Here is a 20769-nt window from a genome sequence, read left to right on the forward strand (position 1 = left end):
GTAAGGGGGCAGCCTTACTTCTTTTCCTTTTTACTCTTCAAAAAATCGTTGAAAAACTTTTCGTTGAATAAAATCTGCTCGTCATGGGGGCGGTATTTTTTCGCCATTTTATTATACTTTATAGATTTTTGGACATTCCCCAGTTCCCAATGGCATACGCAAAGCTGAAGATTTGGATACCATGTAGAATAAGCCTGGTTCTGGAAGCCGGCTGTGTCTTTATTTATCTGTGTGGCGGTAGTATACCAGTAAATAGCTGTTTGATAATTTTTTTTGGCCTTGAAAATATCACCGATCCGGCAGCACGGTTCTGGCCGGGGTGCATCGAAAGACAGCGACTTCAACAAAGCTTCCATTTCTTCGTCCTTTTCGCCTCTATGGGCATGGCAATCAGCCAGATTCATACACGCTCTTATGTTGTCTTCCACCCAGCCTTTTTTACCTCCAAGGAACTCGTTGTAATAAATGATCGCTTTTTCATATTGCCTATGATCACGCAGCTCATTGGCATAATAGTACAGATCCCTTGGTGAAAAGTCCTCACCTCTTTTAATTCGCTTTTCATATATTCTTAAGTTCCTGTCTGATTGGCCGGTCGAGTTTTTTTCATCCTTTTTATGCTCTATGGATATATCAGAGGATAAAATATTGCCGCTTACTTCAAGATATTCATGTACAGGTCCTATCCATTTGAAATTTTTATTCCTCTTCACCAGACGGTTCCTTCTGTAGTGGAAAGTCGGGTTCCCATATTCATCCCTGAGGATGACATATTTCATGGAGACAGCATCAATATCCGGATTTAGAGAGGCTTTCAGCTTTTTGAATTTTTGCTGGTCGTCCGGCAGCAAAATGTCATCAGCATCGAGCCAAAGGATGTAATCCATTGAGGCATTGCTGAAGGCAAAGTTCCGGGCTGCGGAAAAGTCGTCAATCCATTCAAAATCGAGCACTTTATCAGTGTACTGCCTGGCTATTTCCTTCGTCCTGTCAGTTGACCCGGTATCGACAATGACAATTTCATCGCAGATTTCCTGTACACTTTTGAGGCAGTTCTCCAATACTTCTTCTTCATTTTTAACAATCATACAGAGACTGATGGTGGCCATTGTTATCCCTCCCGTAAAAGAGTTTCTTCACATTTTATGTAAAGGGATAAATATGTGAAACCCGTTCGAATGCGGATGTGGGATATTGGTCTCCGGGCAATGCTTTATTTTAATTAGCCTTGTGGAATGCTATTTGTTGTAAAGTAAGTGAGAAGTTAAAATTACCATTTATGATCAGTTTGATAAAAAGTGCTAAAGCATGGTATAAGTGTAAATGGGGCAGGTATATTCTGCTTTTTAATTTTGGGATATGAGGTTGGCCTGGTGTCCCATGATGAGAGGAATTGAACGATTATGAAAGAAAATTTCTGGCGTGATTTACCACGGCCATTTTTTATATTGGCACCAATGGAAGAAGTAACGGATGTTGTTTTTCGTCATGTAGTGAGTGAGGCGGCGAGACCGGATGTGTTTTTTACAGAGTTTACGAACTCTGAGAGTTACTGTCACCCGGATGGGATCAAGAGTGTGCGCGGACGTTTGACTTTTACGGAGGATGAACAGCCAATTGTCGCCCATATTTGGGGGGACAAGCCAGAAAACTTCCGGCAGATGAGTATTGGTATGGCGGAAATGGGCTTTAAGGGTCTGGATATCAATATGGGCTGTCCGGTACCCAACGTGGTGCAGAACGGAAAAGGAAGTGGCCTGATCCGTCGTCCGGACGTTGCAGCTGAATTAATTCAGGCAGCAAAAGCAGGAGGATTGCCTGTAAGTGTAAAAACAAGGCTTGGCTTTACGGAAGTAGACGAATGGCAGAGCTGGCTGAAACACATATTGGAACAAGACATTGTCAATCTTTCCATTCATCTGCGTACAAGGGATGAAATGAGCAAAGTAGATGCGCATTGGGAACTGATTCCGGAGATCAAGAAACTTCGTGATGAGGTAGCACCAAATACCCTTTTGACGATCAATGGTGATATCCCTGACCGTCAGACAGGCTTGGAGTTGGTTGAGAAATATGGTGTAGATGGAGTTATGATTGGCCGAGGCATTTTCCATAATCCATTTGCCTTTGAAAAGGAGCCGAAACAACATAGCAGTGAGGAATTGCTTGATCTCTTAAGACTGCATATGGATCTCCATGATAAGTATTCACATTTAGAGCTGCGGCCGTTCACGGCTCTGCATCGCTTTTTCAAAATCTATGTCAAAGGTTTCCACGGGGCGAGTACATTAAGAAATCAATTAATGAACACAAAGTCAACAGACGAAGTACGTGAATTGCTTGAGCAATTTGCTTCTAAGAATTCTGATGGTATGGGTGAACAGTAAAAGATATTTGGAAGCTTTAAAGATTGAGGTCTCTATTCTGGAGGCCTCTATTTTTTGTGAACGGAAGTTCCTTAATCATGGCCCGCTCCTAAATTGGTAATTCAAAATGCCTGACTCAAAGAAGGAAATTAGAAGGACAAGGAGTCTACCCGTGCTCCTGGAATTAGGCTATTTTATCCAGTTTTTTAATTTATTCAAATAATTCTAATTATTCATGATATTTCGTTTCTGGAAATATATAATTAACCCATCCAATGGAAATTGATGGGAGGAATGGTATTTTGAAGAAGAAGTTTATTTTACTCGTAGTTCTGTCGTCGGCAATGTTGGTAGGTTCTATTCCGGTTAGCTCTGTGCTCGCGCAGCCAGTTGATTCAAGTGTGGCTGGCAATGGACAAGCTTTCAAGGAGTGGAATGAGAAAGCGAGTGTTCCTTTGTTCGTCAAGGAACGATTCTCTGAGAAGTTCACTTCCAGCACAGCTTCTAATGCGTTAAATTATCTGAAGAAAAACCAAGACAAAACTGGAATTCCTCATCCTGATCAAAACCTCAAGGTAAAGAGCACTGAAAAAGATGAACTAGGTATGACTCACGTTCGCTTTAATCAATCTGTAAATGGTGTAAATGTTGAAGGCGCCGAGGTTATTGTTCATTTTAATAAGAATAATGAAATCGTGTCTGTCAATGGAAGAACCAATCAGACCATTACAGCAGATTCAGTCGACACAAATGCCTCATTAAGCAGCGATGAAGCTTTGAGCGCGGCATTGGCTTCTGTCAATGCACCTGAGGAACTGACATACGAACCAACTTCTGAGCTTGTTGTCCTGCCTTTTGAGGGTAAAAATTACACAGCTTATAAGGTGAATGTCAACTTCATGGGAGAGGAGCCTGGCAACTGGTTCGTTTTTGTGGATGCCAAAACGGGAGAGGTAATTGATCAGTATAATGGCTTAATGCATACTGATGAACAAACGCAAAAAGGTTCAGGGAAGGGTGTACATGGCGAACACAGGGAGCTGCACATTACCCAGGTAAAGGAACCCAATGCTGGAACTAAATTTGCGTTGGCAGATTATTCTCATGAGAATCTTGGAGGCATCATAACCTATGATGCTAAAAATGATTATAGCTTCAGCAACGATAAAGTGCATATGGGGAACTCGGCAGCTTTTATCAGCGATTATGATCGAGCGGCTGTCGATGCACACTATAATTCCGAAAAAGTTTATGATTATTTCTTGAATGAACATGGCCGAAATTCCCTTGATGGGAATGGTATGGCAATCATCTCCAGAGTGCACTATGGAAACAATTACAACAATGCTTCCTGGAATGGGCGCTGGATGACTTATGGTGATGGTGACGGAAAATTCATGATTTCCCTTTCAGCTGGTCTTGACGTTGCAGCTCACGAGATGACGCATGGTGTAATTTCTCATTCGGCGAATTTGGTCTATCGTAATCAATCAGGGGCACTAAACGAATCTTTTGCCGATGTATTTGGTGCGCTGGTTGATGACAGCGATTGGGAAATGGGTGAGGATATTATGGCACCAGAGGCTAAGGCTAACGGTTCAACCGTATTGCGCAGCTTAAGCAATCCTAATGGTGTTATCGTCAGCAATGAGCAAAGGAGGGCATACAGCACAAATGGCGGAGTCTATCCAGACCACATGGATGAGTTTTATCATATGCCAACTTCGGTAGACGGAGGCGGAGTCCATGTTAATTCATCGATTACAAACCATGCCGCATACTTGATTGCTCAAGACCTTGGAAGAGAAAAATTAGGGAAGATTTATTATCGTGCTTTAACGGTTTACTTAACTTCCAATTCCGATTTCAGCGATGCACGACAGGCGATTGTCCAGTCAGCAATCGATCTTTATGGTGAAGGCAGTGAGGAAGAGGCAGCCGTTCATTCAGGGTTCGATGAAGTGGGAATCTATTAATCAATTTAAATGGTAACTTGAAATCCCTCAGGCTGTGTGTTTGAGGGATTTTTTATGGTTCTAACGAGCAAACAAAAAAGAAAGCTGTTTGAGATTTTCTTTTCCTAAAAAGGGACCTTTACTGGGTAGAATTATCTATTAACAGGTAAATGTAATATGATGTATCATTAACTGAGTATTTAGATAGTTAAGACTTTTGATATGTTAGAAGTTTTATATTGTAATATATCATTTTAACGTCTATAATACACTGAACAAGGACAGTTGTGTTTCTGCGGAGGACAACTATTATTCATTCTTTATTCTAATAGTTAACTATTCAATTTTGTTGGCCTCTTGAAACCGATGTTGAAAAGTAGGATGGCAGAGAGATTGCATGAGGGGGAGAAGACGATGAAAGATTTACTGAGGAAGTGGAATCAAGTAAGTCTGGTAAAACAAATTATCGCAGGTTTGATCATTGGTGTGGTCTTGGCATTAACGATTCCGGAGCTTGCAAAGCCGGTTGCTATTTTAGGGTCTTTGTTTGTAGGTGCCCTGAAAGCAGTTGCTCCAGTGCTAGTATTATTTTTGGTAATGTCGGCGATTGTCCAGCACAAACGCGGGCATAAAACAAACATGAAGAGTATTATTTCTTTATATCTTTTAGGAACATTTGCAGCCGGACTTATTGCGGTTATTGCTAGTTTTATGTTCCCGGTGAGCTTGAAGCTTACAGCTGGCGCCGAGGGCATGACGCCTCCTGGAAGTGTGGTGGAGGTCCTCAAAACCCTATTGCTCAACATTGTTGACAACCCGGTTAACGCTATTATAAATGCTAATTATATCGGTATTTTGGCCTGGGCAACCCTGATCGGTTTTGCTCTAAAGAGTGCAGCTGATTCAACAAAAACGGTGATTGGTAATTTAGCGGATGCTATGTCCAAAATCGTTGCCTGGGTGATAAAATTTGCGCCGCTAGGAATCATGGGTCTTGTATTTGAATCTATTACGACAAACGGATTAAGTTCTTTGCTTGGCTATGGAAAATTGCTTGCTGTACTGATTGGCTGCATGCTTGTTGTAGGACTGGTAGTCAATCCGTTCATCGTGTTCACATTAATCAGGCAAAATCCATATCCGCTTGTATTTAAATGTTTAAAAGAAAGTGGCATTACTGCCTTCTTTACACGCAGTTCCGCTTCAAATATCCCAGTGAATATTAAAATATGTGAAGAATTAGGCCTGGATAAGGACTCCTATTCTGTTTCCATTCCATTAGGAGCGACCATCAATATGGCTGGAGCAGCTGTGACCATCTCGGTTATGACACTGGCTGCAGTTCATACGCTTGACATTCCAGTGGATTTCCAGACTGCTGTCATTCTAAGTGTTTTGGCTGCAGTCAGTGCGGCCGGCGCTTCAGGTGTAGCTGGTGGTTCCCTGCTGCTGATCCCGCTCGCATCCAGCTTGTTCGGCATCCCGAATGATGTCGCCATGCAAGTGGTCGCAGTAGGATTCATCATTGGTGTTTTACAAGATTCCTTTGAAACAGCCCTTAATTCATCCACAGACGTCCTGTTCACTGCAGCCGTCGAATTCAAGAAATGGCGTCAAGAAGGCAAAGTGATTGAAATTAAAAAGGCGTCATAATATGACTGATATTTAAATGTACCAGTAAGCAGGAATCGTATAGGTTCCTGCTTGATTTTTTACAGGCAGAATCAGAGGTCCTTGATGTTCTGCTGATGATGAATCCTGATTAGTAAAACAGGCCACTAATAGAGTTCACAAAATTGTCGATAAGTTCTAAGGAAACAGAATTTAATTGATACATAGTATGGTATTATTTTTCGTAGGTACACACTCCTTATCTTCTAAATATTGTCCTCATAATCAGTGACTTCGTAAGGTCCACAATGAACTCTCTTAAATTTTTCTATTCTTCAACTTGTCTGTTTTTAACATCCCTTACCTTTTCTTAATGTCATTCCATTTTTATAATATATTTTTCAAACGCGAAGGGAGTGGTTTGCCATGTAGACTGCCAAAACCTGTTTTTTTAAGTCTGAAGCGTTTTCAATTTTTATATTTCAAGGAGGGAAAATTAATGGGTCATGACATATATGGATTGAATAAAGCAAGGGAAGAAATTGCTTATGCACGTTTTAGCATGGGGAATCATAATGCACTCCTGCTGTATCGTTTCCTTGATGCCTACCAGTTCTATGCGGGAGTCAGTGGGTCAGGTAAGAGTTCGGTCTTTTCGCTGCAACAAGTGGAAAAGGCTATGAAGGGCTATAAAAAATTCTTTAAGACTGCTTCACCTTCGGAAAGTGATTGTACATCCTGGGATCAAAAACAAATCTTCCTCTTTATACAAAGCTGTTTGGAAACGGCACAGAAAGAAAAAAGTGTAGAAGTGTATTTTGGCTAGCCAGTTCATCATCTAATCCAGCCTCACGTTCCCCAATATTCCATCCTCTTTTGCCTTCAAACATAAAAGATTCCAATTATAGATACTAAATTCCTTGTCTCTTTCATAGGTATTAATGTTGATAGTTTAATCATTTTTATTTTTACGAAAGGGGAAAGAAAATGGACAAGGATATTGCAAAGGTTGGAAAATGCCCGTTTACGCACGGGGGTGCTACTAGTCATAAATCTAGTGGGACGACGAATCGGGACTGGTGGCCAAACCAGTTACAATTGAATATTCTCCATCAGCATGACAGAAAATCCAATCCTATGGGAGAAGATTTTAATTATAATGAAGAGTTTAAAAAGCTGGACTATGATGCTCTTAAGCAGGACCTGAATGATCTCATGACAACAAGCCAAGACTGGTGGCCGGCTGACTATGGACATTATGGGCCATTATTCATCCGGATGGCCTGGCACTCTGCAGGCACCTATCGTATTGGTGACGGCAGGGGAGGCGGCGGAACGGGTTCGCAGCGCTTCGCACCGCTTAATAGCTGGCCTGATAACGGCAACCTTGATAAGGCACGCCGACTGCTATGGCCGGTTAAGCAGAAGTATGGCAATAAGATTTCCTGGGCAGATTTGATTTTGCTGGCAGGCAATGTGGCCATTGAGTCAATGGGCGGCAAGACGATCGGCTTTGGCGCAGGAAGGCCGGATATCTGGCATCCGGAAGAAGACACATACTGGGGCGTTGAGTCAGAATGGCTTGGCGATAAACGGTACACTGGCGACCGTGAGCTGGAGAATCCGCTTGCTGCCGTGCAAATGGGTCTGATTTATGTGAATCCTGAAGGCCCGAATGGCAAGCCGGATCCACTCGCAGCGGCTCGGGACATTCGCGAAACCTTTGCGCGGATGGGAATGAATGATGAGGAAACAGTAGCTCTGATTGCTGGCGGCCATACTTTTGGAAAAGCCCATGGTGCAGGGGACGCAGCCAAGGTTGGTCCTGAACCTGAAGCGGCTCCGATTGAAGAAATGGGCTTAGGCTGGAAAAATGCATATGGCAGCGGCAAGGGACGTGATACGATCACAAGCGGCCTTGAAGGAGCATGGACAGCAACTCCGACACAGTGGGATAATGGCTACTTTGATTTATTGTTTGGATACGAATGGTGGCTGACGAAGAGTCCGGCAGGTGCCTATCAATGGCTGGCTGTAGATCCAGCTGAGAAGGACCTTGCACCAGATGCAGAAGATTCCTCTGTAAAAGTTCCAACCATGATGCTTACAACTGATATTGCTTTACGCCATGATCCGGCATACGAAAAAATCTCCCGCCGATTCCATCAGAATCCGGATGAGTTTGCCGATGCATTTGCGAAAGCATGGTTCAAATTATTGCATCGTGACATGGGTCCTAAATCAAGATATAAAGGCCCGGAAGTCCCGGAAGAAGACTTTGTCTGGCAGGATCCTGTTCCAGCTGCGGAATATGAATTAACGGAAGCAGAAGCGGAAAAGATCAAGGAATTGATTCTGGACTCCGAGCTTACAATCGGCGAGTTGGTTACGACTGCATGGGCGTCAGCAAGTACTTTCCGCGGCTCTGATTTCCGCGGTGGAGCGAATGGTGCCCGCATTCGTCTGGCTCCGCAAAAGGATTGGGAAGTCAATGAGCCGGAGCAGCTTTCAAAGGTGCTTGGTGTCCTCGAAGACATTCAAAGTCAGCTCGATCAGAAAGTCAGTCTTGCCGACTTAATTGTACTGGGGGGCAGTGCTGCGATCGAGAAAGCCGCCAGAAACGCAGGCTTTGATGTAACCGTTCCTTTTGCTCCTGGACGCGGGGATGCGTCTGAAGAGCAAACAGATGCAGAAGGCTTTGCGGTGCTGGAGCCTTATGCTGACGGGTTCCGCAACTATCAGAAGAAACAGTATGGTGTGAGTCCGGAAGAGCTTTTGCTGGACAAGGCGCAGCTATTAAACCTAAGTGCACCAGAAATGACTGCATTGATTGGCGGAATGCGTGTCCTCGGTACGAACCATGGCGGGACAAAACACGGCGTATTTACTGACCGCATCGGCACACTGACGAATGATTTCTTTGTGAATCTATTGGATATGGGGATTGAGTGGAAGCCCGCTGACAGTGCTGTCTATGAGGGACGTGACCGCAAGACAGGTGATGTTGTTCGGACAGCCACCAGAGTCGACCTCGTTTTCGGTTCAAACTCACAGCTGCGTGCGATTGCAGAAGTGTATGCGCAGGACGATAACAAAGAAAAATTTGTGCGGGACTTTATTTCGGCATGGGTCAAGGTCATGAATGCAGACCGTTTCGACCTGAGTGAACAGGCTCGCAGCACTTCGGAATTGGTGCTGAAGCATTGATAAATAGTTTGGTAGATAGCAGATCAATAAAATGGTCTGCTATTTATTTTTTCTGGCACTTTCGGTGTACGGATTGTGCAGCAAAAGTTTTGTCCAGTTGATGGTTAAGGCCTTTTTATCCCCCTTACTAGCTGCTTTCCCTTTCTTAAACCATCCTTCTGTAAAAAAAGAATCAATCCCGTGGGTGTGATTTTTCTTATTGAATTCTTTTAAAAAGTGTGAAAAAATAATGAGGTCATCTGATGACCATATGACATAATGGTTTGCAAACAAAACTATGAAACTATGAAAACTCAATAAGAGCAACTAGGGGGAAGGGTACAGATGTTATTGCTGATTGCGTTAAGTGCGATTATCGCGCCGTTTTTATTCCTTGTGATCATGCGGATGCCGGCAGCGAAGGGGATGGCGTTGAGTGCAGTGATCGTCATTTTGTTAGCGCTTACTACTTGGGGGATGGAAGGACAAGTGGTACTGGCATCGATTTTTCAAGGGATACATAAAACACTGACGATTCTTTGGATTTTATTTGGTGCATTGGTGTTGTTAAACACGCTTCGAAATACAGGAGCGGTTGTACGGATTAACCAGGGATTTCAAAGTATCTCTGGTGACATGCGAGTGCAGGTCATTATCGTTGCCTTCTTATTTGGTTCACTAATTGAAGGAGCAGCAGGTTTTGGAACGCCTGCGATGGTTACCGGGCCGTTAATGCTGGCTTTAGGGTTCCAGCCGATTGCTGCTGCAACGATTGCCTTGATTGCTGATAGTACCGCGGTCATGTTCGGAGCGGTTGGGACGCCAGTGGCAGTAGGATTGAGCAATATTCCGGGTGCCGATACACCTTTTTTCCATGACATTGCGGTTACCGTGACGAGTCTTGATCTATTAGCAGGTTCGTTCATTCCGTTCATTTTAATGGTGGTTTTAACAGTGTTTTTTGGAAGCGGTATCAGGGATGCCTTGCCGATGCTTCCATGGACTCTGATGATTGGCTTTATCTACACAGGCAGTGCGTTACTGGTAGCCACTCTTTTTGGGCATGAGTTTGTTTCGATCCTGGCTTCGCTCATCACCCTGGCTGTTGCGACTGTGACTGCCAAGAAAGGATTCTTGCTTCCGAAGACGGAATGGAAAGCTGCAATGCGGAAAGATTTTGTTGTTTCGACTGAAAAGTCAAAGATGGGCATTGTGACAGCCTGGTCGCCATATGTTGTCGTCGTTCTGTTATTGCTGCTCACACGAATTGTTCCGGCGCTGAAAGAATTTACAAGGACAGCGATTGACTTTACCTGGAGCAATATTTTAGGAGTTGAGGGCGTGACATCGGCCTGGGAATTCTTGTATTCTCCTGGGACTATCCTTACTGCTGCAGCAGTTTTAGCGTTCTTATTCCAGCGAAAATCGTACCAGGCCTTTACCAATGCATCGAAAGAATCGTTATCCACGATGAAAATGACATCAATTGCCTTAATAGCGACGCTTTCTATGGTTCAAGTATTCGTTAACTCAGGGTTGAATCTCAATGAACTAGTCAGTATGCCACAGTATATTGCGGAATCCTTTGCTGGCTCGCTTGGTTCTATCTGGATTTTCGTTGCTCCATTCCTCGGTGAGTTAGGAGCCTTCATTACTGGAAGTGCAACGGTTTCGACGCTGACGTTTTCGCCGATCCAGTTCAATGTGGCGGATGCCGTTGGTCTTGAGTCGAATATCGTGCTGGCGGTCCAGCTCATTGGAGCGGCTGCAGGAAACATGATTTGTGTGCATAATGTCGTTGCCGCAAGTGCGGTTGTTGGGGTTTCCGGCAAAGAAGGCGAAATCATTCGTAAAACACTTGCGCCTGCAATTCTTTATGGAATCCTTGCTGGAGTTTCTGGATTTATCTTTTTAAATATTCTATAAGTAAGGCTTTTTCCTTAAACATTGTTGCTGTGTACTAGCAGCCACAATTAATGCGAAAGCAGTCTTAAATATCCAAAAGGTCCCACTATCTTTCGGAGAGCTAAATTCTCTGTATAATATAAAGGAATAGATGGGAGTGAACGGCATGCCATATAAACGAGTGAAAGTGAAAAAGGTGTATGAACAAGTTGCAGATTCAATAATTGAGTTGATTAAAACGGGTGAGTTAAAGCCCGGTGATAAATTAGATTCTGTTGAAAAGCTGGCGAAAAGCTTTGACGTGGGGAGTTCAACGATACGGGAAGCATTAAGTGGTTTAAGGACTATGGGACTGGTGACTATGCGCCAGGGCGAAGGGACATTCGTGAATACCTTCGACCCATCGAAGTTCCAATTGCCCGTTACCAGCGCATTCTTAATGAAGCTTGAAGACGTGAAGGAATTGTATGAGGTCCGAAAGATCCTGGAAAGCGGCACGGCGGCTCATGCAGCAGCTGTGCACCAGGAGGAAGACTTGATTGCGATGGAAAAGGCTTTGATCGTTATGGAGCATGCCAATGGAAATGAGGATCTTGCTTCAACAGCGGACCTTGATTTCCACGTTGCGATCGCGAATGCAACACATAATAAGTTGTTGATCAATCTGATGAGCAGCGTCTCGGCGCTGAATTCACAAACCATTCAGGAAACCCGCAAGGTGCTCCTGTATTCCGAAAACATTGTTGATGACTTGCAATCCGAGCATCGACGGATTTTTGAAGCAATTAAAAATCGACAGCCAGACGAGGCGCGCCAGGCCATGCTTGAGCATTTACAGAATGTTCAGGACCGGCTATTCAAGTACATTGAGTAGTTAGCGCAGTAGTCGGGTGACTTTTACCAGAGGTGGACAAATATGAAAGTTTCCTTATTTAGTACGTGTCTAAGCGATATTCTTTTTGCGGATGTGGCGAAAAATACGCTTGAGATTCTAGAGAGAGTTGGATGTGAAGTCGATTATCCGATGGAACAGACATGCTGCGGGCAGCCTGCCTATAACAGCGGGTATTTGGAAGAGGCGAAAGCTGCGATGAGGCAAATGATGAAAGCTTTTCGTCATTCAGAATATGTCGTTGGACCATCAGGATCTTGCGTGAGTATGCTGAAGGAATATCCGCATATTTTTAAAGGTGACCCTGAGTGGGAAGAAGAAGCGAAGGTCTTTGCCGCCAAATGCTATGAAATTACCGAGTTCCTTGTGGATGTAATGGGCATTACCGATTTGGGCTCGACTTTTAAAGGAAGAGTGACCTTTCATTCCTCCTGCCATATGAAACGCCTGCTTGGGGTAAAAGAACAGCCGAAAATCCTGCTGCGCAATGTGAAGGGTGTTGAATTGGTCGACTTGCCATGGGAAGAGGATTGCTGCGGCTTTGGCGGAACGTTTGCCGTTAAAAATTCTGTGATTTCGCAGGAGATGGTGAGTGAAAAATCCCGCCATGTATCAGAGACGCAAGCGGAGTATTTGGTTGGCGCTGATATGGGATGCCTGATGAATATTGGCGGCCGCCTGGAGCGTGAAGGCAAAAAAGTAAAGATCATTCACATCACGGATATTTTAAATACTCACTAAGGAACGGAGGGAAAAGAGATGAGCATCAAAATTGGTAAGGTTCCTTATAAAGAGCGAATCCAAAAAGGGATCAAAGATGATTTTATGCGGCAGGCTGTTTCCTCCGCGCAGGGAAGATTCCGGACTGGACGGATCACACAGGCTGAGGAGCTTGGGAACTGGGAGGACTGGCGCAATTTGGGGGAGGAAATCCGCACCCATACGCTGGAAAACCTGGATTACTATCTGCAGCAGCTGAGTGAGCAAGTATCCAGACGCGGCGGGCATGTATTTTTTGCCGAGACAGCGGAAGAAGCCAATCAGTACGTTAAAGACATTATTTTAAAGAAGCAAGCGAAAAAAGTAGTAAAGGCAAAATCGATGGTCACCGAGGAAATCGGCTTGAATAAGGCGCTTGAGGAAGTCGGCGCTGAAGTGGTTGAATCCGATCTTGGCGAGTGGATTCTGCAATTGGACGAAGATCCGCCGTCCCATATCGTGACCCCTGCGCTGCATAAAAATAAACAGCAAATCCGCGAGACTTTTGCGAAGAAAAAAGGCTATACCGGTTCAGATACGCCCGAAGAACTGGCCGCCTTTGCCCGTGAACAGCTGCGTCAGGACTTTTTAGCTGCAGATGTCGGCGTGACAGGCTGCAACTTTGCGATCGCGGAGTCAGGGTCGATCACGCTTGTCACAAATGAGGGAAACGCTGAAATGGTGACAGCTCTTCCGGATACCGTGATTACGGTAATGGGCATGGAGCGAATCGTGCCGACATGGGAGGAAATGGAGGTCCTTGTCAGCTTATTGACGCGCGCAGCGGTTGGCCAGAAGCTAACAAGCTACATTACAGCTCTTACTGGAGCACGTCTTGATGATGAGGTTGATGGTCCAGAGGAATTCCACCTGGTTGTTGTCGATAATGGCCGCTCTAAGATACTCGGAACTGAGTTCCAGTCAGCCTTGCATTGCATTCGCTGTGCAGCCTGCATCAATGCCTGCCCTGTTTATCGCCATATCGGAGGACATGCGTATAACTCGATTTATCCAGGTCCAATTGGTGCGGTCATCACTCCGCTGCTAGAAGGTTATGACGATCATAAAGAGCTTCCGTATGCATCCACCTTGTGCGCGGCCTGTACCGAAGCCTGCCCTGTAAAAATTCCATTGCATGAGCATCTGATCCGCCATCGCCAGATCATTGTGGAAAAAAATATGGCCCCAACAGCTGAAAAGTTGATGATGAAAGGTTTTGCGGCATGGGGTTCTAATCCGGCAATTTATAATATGAGTGCAAAAATGGCCAAACCGGCACTCGGACCATGGACTAAAGACGGAATGATTGAAAATGGACCAGGACCATTGAAGGCATGGACCGAAGTTCGAGATTTTTATGCGCCACAAGGACAATCGTTCCGTTCGTGGTTCAAGCAAAGACAGAAAGACGGTGAATCCAAATGAGCACCCAAAATCGAGAAGCCTTTTTAGATAAGCTGGCGTCCAGGCTTGGAAGGGAGCGGCGGACAGAAGGAGTGGAGCGGCCGCAATGGAATGTCACTCCGCAGGATGAAGTGTTCAAAGGCATGAGCCAGGATGAGTTGGTCGAAGTGCTTGAAAAGCATTGCAAGGTCATCCACACTACTTTTAAACGGACCGATCGTGCCGGACTGACCAGGGTGCTGAACGAAACGCTTCATGCCTATGAAGGGAAGAAGATCGTCACATCCAAAGACGCACGCCATCAGGAATATGGAGTCACGAAGTTCTTTGAAGAGCAGGGCGACCAGTTGGATGTTCATGTGTGGGATGCCACTCTTGGCAAGGAAAATCAAAAAATCGCGGAACGAGCCGATGTTGGGCTTGTGTTCAGTGACATCACGCTAGCCGAGTCGGGCACCGTGACATCCTTCAATACGAAAGATAATGGCCGTTCGATCAGCCTGCTGCCGCGGACATTTATTGCCATCATCCCGAAAAGCACCCTCGTGCCCCGGATGACCCAGGCAGCCAGACATATCCATCAAGCCCAGGCCGGAGGCGAAGACGTCCCATCCTACGTCAGCTTCATCACCGGCCCAAGCAACAGCGCAGACATTGAAATGAACCTGATCGTCGGCGTTCATGGGCCCATGAAAGCTACTTATATAGTGGTGGATTAGGAGAGGGCATAGATTAGGTTGCCATCTTCTATTCTGTTATAATCCTGTTGATATTTTATGAGATATGTGGTAACATTTCGTTAATTTCATAAACGAATCGAGAGATTTTGATTAACTTTATTTACACAAATATAAGCTTTAGCATGCCGGTTAAATATCTATTTGGCTGAATGAAAAAGCATTTTATTAAAAATAATAAAGTTGAAAATAAGTAAATCGATGTATTCCTTTTTAGAGAGTTACTTAAGGGATGCATCGATTTTTTGTTTAGGGGGGAAGAGTATATGAAAAAGTCGAAGGGTTCCATTGAATCTGATATTAGCAAGGCAATTACTCAATGGGAAAAGGATTATCTTGGCCGCGGCTCTGTATCTGTTAAGACAGACATACTGAGGGACATGGTTATTGTCAACTTGCAGGGTGTGTTGACGCCGGCTGAATATTCCGTGTGTGAAACTAAAGATGGCATGCTTACGATCAAAAAGACACGTTCGGAGTTAGTAGAATCAGGCTTGGAGATTCTTAAGGAGATCATCTTTACGATCAGCGGCGGAGAAGTGAAAAGCTTTCATACAGATATAAGTTCTCGTACTGGAGAACGGGTAATGGTATTTAAATTGCATCACGATCTTGAGAAAAATATTATGTGATAAAAAATCAATAAAGGGAGATCTTTAATAGCCATTAGGCCAGTTGAAGATAAACCGACAATTCAATTCAGTGGTTTAGCCGCTTGATTCTGGAATTGTCGGTTTTTTTATGGGCTTTTTTCGTCAAACATTGCTGCTCGCTCACGAATGAATGCAATCCGATCGGAAGTCTCTGAAAAAAAGTCCTGCAAATTCTTGTTCGTAAATCAGCAGCCATGCTAAACCATCCATGTAGAAAAATAAAAAGGGAGGAAGTTGAATGAACGAAACAATACTTCAAAATTTATTATCACCTGTTGTGTTGTTTTTTGTGTTAGGGATTATTGCGGCCGTCGTTAAATCTGATTTAAAGTTTCCAAATGGTTTAAGTGAAGGTTTGAGTATCTACTTATTAATTGCGATTGGAATTAAAGGAGGAATAGAGCTTTCGCATTACTCGATTGAATCTGTACTGGCACCAATCATGGGGGCATTATTTTTAGGAATCATGATCCCTATTATTACGCTGCTTTTCATGAGAGTAATAAAAATGGATTTGGAAAATTCCATAGGGCTGGCCGCCACCTATGGGTCGATAAGTATCGTTACCTATGGAGCGGCTATTGTATTCCTTGAAAAGAGCGGTACAACGTATGAAGGGTTTATGAATGCATTGGTTGTACTAATGGAAAGCCCGGCCATTTTAGTATCTTTACTGCTGCTGAAAATAGCTGAGAACAAAAAAGGTTTAGCGATGTATTCTACCCGGAATCTAGGAATAATCCCTGCATCGGCAAACTTAATAGATAAGGAAGTGCTAAGGGAAAGTATTTTTGGAAAAAGCATCCTGCTTCTTGTTGGCAGCTTGTTGATAGGCTGGGCACTTGGTGAAAATGCAGTCCCGATGGTTAAACCATTATTCATAGATTTATACAGCAGTGTATTGATTCTATTCCTTCTAAATATGGGGTTGATTGCAGGACAGCGCCTGCCAGAGGTGAAAAAGCATGGCCTGAAACTGTTGATATTCGGCTTATTCACTCCCCTGTTATTTGGCAGTTTGGGGGTGCTGGTAGGACACTTCGTTGGCTTATCTTTAGGAGGAGTCACATTAATGGGAGTTTTAGCCGGAAGTGCTTCATACATTGCTGCACCCGCTGCTCTTAAAACCTCTGTTCCAGAAGCTAATCCATCTATATATCTGGGTTTATCTTTGGGAGTCACTTTTCCCTTTAACTTAATATTTGGAATACCCGCCTATTATGAAATGGCTAAATGGATACAATAAAGGAGAGAAAATCATGTCAACATTAACAATTTCAGCGACAAAAAAAACGATGATTATCACTGGTTTTAACCAGGGTATTTATCCTTTGCTTCCAGCTATAACGAATAAAAGTAAAAAGGATTTGATGGTCCTTAACAGTTTTGGTGCAGTAATTTCCCAGCCCTATGGCTGCTTGATCCGAAATATTATCCTGGCAATATACAATGAAAATGTAGAAGAAATCTATCTGATTGGTGAAATAGGAAGTCGAGAAGTGAAACCAAATAAGGACGAAATGCTGCGGAAGATCAAGGAGGCTGGGACTTCATCAGATATAATCAATACAATCAACTATATTGATGCAGTCGATCATGATGTAATCAATTGGTTAATAGGATCACAAAATGTTGAGGATGTCCTTAAGAAGAATAAAGATTTAATTGAAGGCCACCCCTTAATTCCTAAGTCTATACCTGTCCATGCTTATATTGCCAATTCAGCGACCGGCGAATATTACCCAGTCTCAGAATAACGTGGATTTTTTTTGAAAAGCGCACTTCGCCGAGGTGCGCCTTTTGAGGCTTTAGCCTTCAAATCGGAAACCGAAATAGGTATAGTATGTATTAAAAGTCGTACTGAAATGAGTAGTCAACGAGATGGATAAGATATGGAATGGCAGCGCCTATAGTAAAAAAGTAATCATGTAGTTATAAAAAACGAGGACCAATCCGGAGCAGGACACATAAGAAAGCAGGTCATTAAAATGAAAACTGAAAAAGAAAAGATGCTCGCCGGGGAAATGTACAACCCTGCAGACCCAGTATTGGTTAAAGAGCGCGAGGAAGCCAGGCGAAAAGTGAGAATCTATAACTCAACTCTAGAAACGGAAGGCGAAAAGCGGACGAAATTATTAAAAGAATTGCTCGGTTCCACAGGTGAAACCGTCGTAATGGAGCCGATTATACGGTTCGACTATGGCTATAACACCCATGTCGGTGAGAACTTCTTTGCCAATTTTGACTGTACGATCCTTGATGTTTGTGAAGTCCGCTTTGGTGACAATTGTATGCTCGCTCCGGGCGTCCAAATCTATACCGCCACTCATCCGCTGCATCCAGATGAAAGGAATTCAGGCCGGGAATACGCAAAACCGATCACGTTTGGAAATAATGTCTGGATTGGAGGAAGTGCCATCATAAACCCGGGAGTCACGGTGGGCAACAATGTCGTGATTGCATCAGGAGCAGTCGTGATAAAGGATGTGCCAGACAATGCAGTGGTTGGCGGCAATCCGGCCAGAGTGATTAAACAGATTGAACTATGATTAGCGCTATTCCGATGTGGTTGGTTGGGAGGGCTCGTCTTGCCTTCGGATTGAAATTCGGCAAGAACGAATATATGCCTGTACATAAATACACTCGGACTGTGATTGGAGGAAACGTTTATGAAGGAACCCGTCGTCATTGTCGGGGCTGGGCTTTCTGGGCTTCGTGCAGCCGATTTGCTTTTATCAAAAGGAATAAAATGCAAGGTGCTGGAGGCGCGGAGCCGAATTGGGGGCAGGGTTTTAAGTATGGCAGCCAAAACCAGGCCGGAGATTGGCCGATTCGATTTGGGCCCGACCTGGTTCTGGCCGAATCACGAGCCTGTTATCACCAAGTTGGTGAAAGAACTCGGATTGCCCACCATTGAACAGCATACCGCAGGAGCCATGCTTTTCGAGCAATCGAAAACTGGTCCAGTACAGCGACATGTATTGCCAGAGGGCGCAGTTGAAAGGTCGATGCGGCTGGAAGGAGGGATCCAGTCCCTTATCGATGCTATCGCATCCTCACTTCCGCCGGAGACAATTGAACTGGATACACGGGTGAACGCAATCCAAATGGATGAAGCTGGTGAAGCCATAATAGAAGCAGAGCAAATTGATGGAAAAAAGAAAATCATCCGTGCAGAAGCTGTCATCCTGGCATTGCCGCCTAGAATCGTGGCGGAAAGGATTACTTTTTCACCAACACTTCCTGATGGACTTATGGCCAGTCTGAAAGACAAGCCGACTTGGATGGCGGGACAGGCCAAGCTAGTAGCGGTTTACGAGCGGCCATTCTGGAGGGAGGATGGTCTTTCCGGCCAGGTCACCAGCTGGGCCGGTCCTTTGCAGGAAATTCATGATGCTTCGCCTGATAACGGTTTTGGCGCACTGTTTGGATTTTTCGGGCTACCGGCAAAAATGCGAGTAGAACTGGGGAAAGATAGAGTTATCCAGTTGGTCCTCGACCAATTGACAAGGCTTTTTGGACCGACGGCTGGAATGCCAATTGAACTGCTTTACAAAGACTGGTCCATCGATCCTGATACTGCTGTGAAAGAAGATGCACAGCCGCTAAAAAGCTTCCCGGAATATGGCCTGCCGGAAGGAAAGAGTTCGTGGGGAAAGAGGGTTATTTTTGCGGGTACAGAAACAGCACCAGGGCATGGCGGTCATCTTGAGGGCGCACTCCGGTCAGCGGAAGTGGCTGCTTCTGAAGTAATGGGAATTATTAAAGGACATTATTGATAGAGTTACGGCTTTTCTCTCAGTATCATTCTGGAAAATAGATAAAAACGGCGCCAGTTTGACCGTTAATTAAAGTGTTTATAAATATACCCTTGTGCGGCGATTTCGTTATGAATCAGGGGTGAATATAGAAGCTAAAGGGAGTCTTATGTGGAGCTATTGGAGTACATAAGGGTGTCTTTAGGTGCTAAAGAGGGTCTTTTGTGGAGAGGTTGAGGTACATAAGGGTGTCTTTAGGTGCTAAAGGGGGTCTTATGCGGTGAGGTTGAGGTACATAAGGGTGTCTTTAGGTGCTAAAGGGAGTCTTATGTGGGGAGATTGGAGTACATAAGGGTGTCTTTAGGTGCTAAAGGGGGTCTTATGCGGTGAGGTTGAGGTACATAAGGGTGCATTTAAGGGTTAAACAGTGTCTTTACGCTTCTAAGAGAAAACCACTTTATAAATGGTTCATTTTACCTGTTAATGATATAGTAATAGCTAACTAACTTGAGAGGAAGCTGTAATGAATGAGTTGTAATGCGTGCGTGGTCGGGAAATTGCAGTTTGAAGTCAGGGTCGAAGGAGAGCGGAATTTGGCTATCTATCCTGAAGTGGTTCGTCATATGGAGCGGAACGGTAAATTAATCCGGGCGGAGGGTGATTCACTGTTTGTAAAAGAACCGGGAATGAGAGATTTCCTTGATTTTTGCCATAATCACATGGAGCCGAATGCAATCTTTTTTCGGCTGGATGAAGGCAGCTGGCGTCCGCTTGAGGAGGCGAAGGAAACTCTCGAGAGTGAATGGATTGATGAGGTGATCCGCAAAGAGCTGGTTACCTGCCATGCTCAGCCGATTGTTGATACTAAAGGAGAAATATATGCCCATGAGATGCTGGCCCGATTTTACCGTGAAGATGGATCGGTGATTTATCCTGGTGAAATCTTCGGTGCTGCCAGGAAGCGTGACCGGTTATATGCGCTTGACCGGATTTGCAGAATGGCCGCTGTCAGAGCAGCCTCTTTTACTGACAAGAAGGCCTTCATCAATTTCATTCCCACGTCCATCTATTCTCCGGAGTTCTGTTTGAAGTCGACAACAATGCTTGCTGATCGGTTGGGAGTCGATTCCGGCAGGCTAGTGTTTGAGGTGGTCGAAACAGAAAGTGTAGAGGACACGGACCATCTGAAGAGAATTCTTTCTTTTTACAAAGAAAAGGGGTTTCGCTATGCGCTCGATGACGTTGGGGAAGGGTATAGCACCTTGGAGCTGCTTTCGGATTTGCAGCCGCATTACATGAAATTGGATATGAAGTATGTCCAGGGAGTTGCCGCCGATCCTCAAAAACAGCAGACTGCTTCCGCGTTTTTAGCCGAAGCGAAGAAGCTGGGGTCTGTTCCGCTTGCAGAGGGAATTGAGGATGAGGAAGATTTTGAGTGGCTAAAGGCGAATGGATATCAGCTGTTTCAGGGGTACTTGTTTGGGAAGCCGGCTCCGATTGAACAATTAGTTTAAAGTAAAAAAGAAACCGTTTACTTCGGTTT

Annotated in this window: 17 protein-coding genes; 16 read left to right on the forward strand and 1 reads right to left on the reverse strand. The window is 44.4% G+C overall.

Annotation, left to right across the window (positions count from 1 at the left end; genetic code table 11):
- Positions 1–14 precede the first annotated feature (14 nt).
- Entirely contained in the window at positions 15–1109 is a 1095-nt protein-coding gene (locus FOF60_RS01935) for a tetratricopeptide repeat-containing glycosyltransferase family 2 protein (RefSeq protein ID WP_192473371.1), read from the reverse strand.
- Positions 1110–1403: 294 nt separating this feature from the next.
- Between FOF60_RS01935 and FOF60_RS01940 the strand changes: the two genes are divergently transcribed.
- The 16 genes from FOF60_RS01940 to FOF60_RS02015 all read left to right on the forward strand — a co-directional run bounded on the left by FOF60_RS01940 (position 1404) and on the right by FOF60_RS02015 (position 20740).
- Positions 1404–2387, forward strand: coding sequence for a tRNA dihydrouridine synthase (locus FOF60_RS01940; protein WP_192473370.1), 984 nt, complete (start codon positions 1404–1406; stop codon positions 2385–2387).
- Between the two features lie 281 nt (positions 2388–2668).
- Entirely contained in the window at positions 2669–4342 is a 1674-nt protein-coding gene (locus FOF60_RS01945) for a M4 family metallopeptidase (protein ID WP_192473369.1), read from the forward strand.
- 393 nt (positions 4343–4735) lie between these two features.
- Positions 4736–5974, forward strand: a complete 1239-nt coding sequence (gene sstT / locus FOF60_RS01950) for a serine/threonine transporter SstT (protein WP_192473368.1) — start codon at positions 4736–4738, stop codon at positions 5972–5974.
- A gap of 457 nt (positions 5975–6431) precedes the next feature.
- Positions 6432–6758 carry a hypothetical protein gene (locus tag FOF60_RS01955; RefSeq protein WP_192473367.1) on the forward strand — a complete coding sequence of 109 codons (327 nt, stop codon included), beginning with the start codon at positions 6432–6434 and terminating at the stop codon, positions 6756–6758.
- Between the two features lie 161 nt (positions 6759–6919).
- Positions 6920–9139, forward strand: coding sequence for a catalase/peroxidase HPI (gene katG / locus FOF60_RS01960; RefSeq protein WP_192473366.1), 2220 nt, complete (start codon positions 6920–6922; stop codon positions 9137–9139).
- A 324-nt stretch (positions 9140–9463) separates the two neighbouring features.
- The gene (locus FOF60_RS01965) at positions 9464–11044 is read left to right on the forward strand and encodes an L-lactate permease (protein ID WP_192473365.1); all 1581 of its coding nucleotides are present in this window, start codon (positions 9464–9466) and stop codon (positions 11042–11044) included.
- A 145-nt stretch (positions 11045–11189) separates the two neighbouring features.
- Complete coding sequence (locus FOF60_RS01970) at positions 11190–11897, forward strand: FadR/GntR family transcriptional regulator (RefSeq protein WP_192473364.1); 708 nt, start codon at positions 11190–11192, stop codon at positions 11895–11897.
- Positions 11898–11939: 42 nt separating this feature from the next.
- Entirely contained in the window at positions 11940–12656 is a 717-nt protein-coding gene (locus FOF60_RS01975; protein ID WP_192473363.1) for a (Fe-S)-binding protein, read from the forward strand.
- Positions 12657–12674: 18 nt separating this feature from the next.
- The gene (locus FOF60_RS01980) at positions 12675–14099 is read left to right on the forward strand and encodes a LutB/LldF family L-lactate oxidation iron-sulfur protein (RefSeq protein WP_192473362.1); all 1425 of its coding nucleotides are present in this window, start codon (positions 12675–12677) and stop codon (positions 14097–14099) included.
- Positions 14096–14797 (forward strand): LutC/YkgG family protein, encoded by a 702-nt coding sequence (locus FOF60_RS01985; RefSeq protein WP_192473361.1) that lies wholly within the window; start codon positions 14096–14098, stop codon positions 14795–14797. The genes FOF60_RS01980 and FOF60_RS01985 overlap by 4 nt, the downstream gene beginning before the upstream one ends.
- A 284-nt stretch (positions 14798–15081) precedes the next feature.
- Positions 15082–15447, forward strand: a complete 366-nt coding sequence (locus FOF60_RS01990) for a Na-translocating system protein MpsC family protein (protein WP_192473360.1) — start codon at positions 15082–15084, stop codon at positions 15445–15447.
- A gap of 259 nt (positions 15448–15706) precedes the next feature.
- Positions 15707–16714, forward strand: a complete 1008-nt coding sequence (locus FOF60_RS01995) for a sodium-dependent bicarbonate transport family permease (RefSeq protein ID WP_192473359.1) — start codon at positions 15707–15709, stop codon at positions 16712–16714.
- A 13-nt stretch (positions 16715–16727) separates the two neighbouring features.
- Positions 16728–17225, forward strand: a complete 498-nt coding sequence (locus FOF60_RS02000) for a carbonic anhydrase (RefSeq protein ID WP_192473358.1) — start codon at positions 16728–16730, stop codon at positions 17223–17225.
- Between the two features lie 231 nt (positions 17226–17456).
- Positions 17457–18017 carry a sugar O-acetyltransferase gene (locus FOF60_RS02005; protein WP_192473357.1) on the forward strand — a complete coding sequence of 187 codons (561 nt, stop codon included), beginning with the start codon at positions 17457–17459 and terminating at the stop codon, positions 18015–18017.
- 120 nt (positions 18018–18137) lie between these two features.
- Complete coding sequence (locus FOF60_RS02010; protein ID WP_192473356.1) at positions 18138–19247, forward strand: flavin monoamine oxidase family protein; 1110 nt, start codon at positions 18138–18140, stop codon at positions 19245–19247.
- 506 nt (positions 19248–19753) lie between these two features.
- Positions 19754–20740 (forward strand): EAL domain-containing protein, encoded by a 987-nt coding sequence (locus FOF60_RS02015; RefSeq protein WP_192473355.1) that lies wholly within the window; start codon positions 19754–19756, stop codon positions 20738–20740.
- Positions 20741–20769: the final 29 nt, after the last annotated feature.

Source organism: Mesobacillus jeotgali (assembly GCF_014856545.2).
Taxonomy (GTDB): domain Bacteria; phylum Bacillota; class Bacilli; order Bacillales; family Cytobacillaceae; genus Mesobacillus.

Excerpts from the sequence above, each read along its gene's own strand:
- FOF60_RS01935 (WP_192473371.1), bottom strand. The coding sequence starts at position 1,109 with ATGGCCACCATCAGTCTCTGTATGATTGTTAAAAATGAAGAAGAAGTA.
- FOF60_RS01940 (WP_192473370.1), top strand. The coding sequence starts at position 1,404 with ATGAAAGAAAATTTCTGGCGTGATTTACCACGGCCATTTTTTATATTG.
- sstT (WP_192473368.1), top strand. The coding sequence starts at position 4,736 with ATGAAAGATTTACTGAGGAAGTGGAATCAAGTAAGTCTGGTAAAACAA.
- FOF60_RS01955 (WP_192473367.1), top strand. The coding sequence starts at position 6,432 with ATGGGTCATGACATATATGGATTGAATAAAGCAAGGGAAGAAATTGCT.
- katG (WP_192473366.1), top strand. The coding sequence starts at position 6,920 with ATGGACAAGGATATTGCAAAGGTTGGAAAATGCCCGTTTACGCACGGG.
- FOF60_RS01965 (WP_192473365.1), top strand. The coding sequence starts at position 9,464 with ATGTTATTGCTGATTGCGTTAAGTGCGATTATCGCGCCGTTTTTATTC.
- FOF60_RS01970 (WP_192473364.1), top strand. The coding sequence starts at position 11,190 with ATGCCATATAAACGAGTGAAAGTGAAAAAGGTGTATGAACAAGTTGCA.
- FOF60_RS01975 (WP_192473363.1), top strand. The coding sequence starts at position 11,940 with ATGAAAGTTTCCTTATTTAGTACGTGTCTAAGCGATATTCTTTTTGCG.
- FOF60_RS01980 (WP_192473362.1), top strand. The coding sequence starts at position 12,675 with ATGAGCATCAAAATTGGTAAGGTTCCTTATAAAGAGCGAATCCAAAAA.
- FOF60_RS01985 (WP_192473361.1), top strand. The coding sequence starts at position 14,096 with ATGAGCACCCAAAATCGAGAAGCCTTTTTAGATAAGCTGGCGTCCAGG.
- FOF60_RS01990 (WP_192473360.1), top strand. The coding sequence starts at position 15,082 with ATGAAAAAGTCGAAGGGTTCCATTGAATCTGATATTAGCAAGGCAATT.
- FOF60_RS01995 (WP_192473359.1), top strand. The coding sequence starts at position 15,707 with ATGAACGAAACAATACTTCAAAATTTATTATCACCTGTTGTGTTGTTT.
- FOF60_RS02000 (WP_192473358.1), top strand. The coding sequence starts at position 16,728 with ATGTCAACATTAACAATTTCAGCGACAAAAAAAACGATGATTATCACT.
- FOF60_RS02005 (WP_192473357.1), top strand. The coding sequence starts at position 17,457 with ATGAAAACTGAAAAAGAAAAGATGCTCGCCGGGGAAATGTACAACCCT.
- FOF60_RS02010 (WP_192473356.1), top strand. The coding sequence starts at position 18,138 with ATGAAGGAACCCGTCGTCATTGTCGGGGCTGGGCTTTCTGGGCTTCGT.
- FOF60_RS02015 (WP_192473355.1), top strand. The coding sequence starts at position 19,754 with ATGAGTTGTAATGCGTGCGTGGTCGGGAAATTGCAGTTTGAAGTCAGG.